The 1,754-nt window shown below is 64.7% G+C and carries 1 protein-coding gene and 2 pseudogenes; all 3 read left to right on the forward strand.

Annotated features, from left to right (window positions below; genetic code table 11):
- Positions 1 to 387: pseudogene (locus tag EOS_RS26925) on the forward strand (hypothetical protein); the annotation flags it as partial.
- Positions 384 to 1,517 carry a type II secretion system minor pseudopilin GspK gene (gene gspK, locus EOS_RS26930; protein WP_047895242.1) on the forward strand — a complete coding sequence of 378 codons (1,134 nt, stop codon included), beginning with the start codon at positions 384 to 386 and terminating at the stop codon, positions 1,515 to 1,517. The pseudogene EOS_RS26925 and the gene gspK, both read left to right, overlap by 4 nt.
- Positions 1,518 to 1,595: 78 nt before the next feature.
- Positions 1,596 to 1,754, forward strand: a pseudogene (locus EOS_RS46450) (type II secretion system protein GspL); the annotation flags it as partial.

The raw sequence follows: 1,754 nt of genomic DNA on the forward strand, positions 1-1,754 counted from the left end.
GCGGCTGGCGTGCCGCCGCGCTTGCAGGTCGTGCGCTACCGGCTGACCGACGGCCGCGTGGTGCGTTTTGCGTCGCCGCCGCTCGGTAACGTGGGCGAGGTACGGCGGGCGTTATCGGCGGGAGACAGTGACAGTGCCGACGGCTGGAGCGCGATACCGCTGATGGGCGGCGTCTCGGTCTTCGCCACGCGCGCGTACGTGCCAAAAGTCGGCTGGACGACGCGCATGGGCGACGTGACGGCGCAAATCACGCAGAACGACAATAACCTGAAAGTGCCGCAGCTCGGCAACGCGCCGTTGCCGCGTGCGGTGACGGGCATTCAGATCGCGGTTGGCGCGCAGAATCTCGCGCTGCCGATCACGCGCGTGTTTCTGATCGGAGAATGACGATGCGTTCTTCATGGGGTCAGGCAAAACGGTCTTCGAAGCGATCTTCAAAGCAGCGCGGCGTCGCGATCATCAGCGCGCTGCTGGTGGTGGCATTGTCGGCGATCATCGTGTCCGGCTTGCTGTGGCGTCAGGAAGTGCAGGTTCGCCGTGTCGAGAACCAGCGGTTACTTTCGCAGGCGCAATGGATCGCGCGCAGTGCGCTCGACTGGACCCGGCTGATCCTGCGCTCGGAAGCCGATTCCGCGCCGACCGTCACGTATCTTGGCGGTGTGTGGGGGGTGCCGATCGCGAAAACGCGGCTCTCGGATTTTCTTGGGCAAATTGGCGAGGTGCGGGCGCAGCAGGGCGCCTCGACGTATCTGTCGGGTTCGATTGAAGACGCGCAGGCCAAGTTCAACCTGCGCAATCTGGTCTCCACGCCCACGCCGGGTTTGCTGGTCATCAACGTGCAGGAGATTCAGTCATTCCAGCAGCTGCTGACGCTGCTCGGACTCGACGCGTCGCTCGCGAAAACCGTCGCGTTGCAGATTCGCGCCGGGTTGGCGCAATCGGCGACGCGGTTCCAGGCGCAATCGACGAGCGCAGCCGCCAACAACACGCCGGCCGCAACGCTGGCTGCGATCGCGCAAGGCGGTGGAACGGGCGGCGGTAATTTCACCGACAACCCCGGCCTCGCCGATGCCGACAGCAACGCGCCCGTCGCGCCGCTGCAGATGATCAGCGTGGAATCGCTGCTCGATGTCCCCGGTTTTTCACCGGAAGCCGTGGAGCGCTTGCGGCCGTTTGTGACGGTGCTGCCGACCACGACATCGGTGAACATGAACACCGCGTCGGCCGAAGTGATCGCGGCGACGGTTCCCGGCATGTCGCTGTCGCAGGCGCAGGCGTTTGTCGCGCGCCGCGAGACCGTGTTTTTCCACGATGTCGGCAACGTGCAGCTCGCGCTGACCGGCGCGGGCGTGAAGCCGGACGGCATCGATACAAGCCAGATGGACGTCACCACGAAATACTTCCTGATCCACGGCCGCGTGCAGCACGAGCGCGCGGAAGTGGACCGGACGACCTTGCTGTATCGCGATCCGGCGACGCATACCACGCGTATCGTGTATGTGCGCGACCAGCTTTGATGCGTTGAGACGGGTTCCATCGGAACGACGTCGCAGTACAGTCAATTACTTTCGATTCCGAAAACAAGAGAGCGGCCTTTGAGCACATTGATCGTCCTACTGCCGCCGCGCGATCCGGCGGTGCGCTCCCAAGAGTGGAATTTGCCGGAGCTGCCGTTTCTGCTGCTCGACAAGCGCAACGTCACGCAGCGTGCCGGCCGTGCCGCGCTCGCGCTGCTGCCGCGTGCGAGCGCGACG

Source organism: Caballeronia mineralivorans PML1(12), from assembly GCF_001028175.1.
Lineage (GTDB): Bacteria > Pseudomonadota > Gammaproteobacteria > Burkholderiales > Burkholderiaceae > Caballeronia > Caballeronia mineralivorans.

Excerpts from the sequence above, each read along its gene's own strand:
- gspK (WP_047895242.1), top strand. The coding sequence starts at position 384 with ATGACGATGCGTTCTTCATGGGGTCAGGCAAAACGGTCTTCGAAGCGA.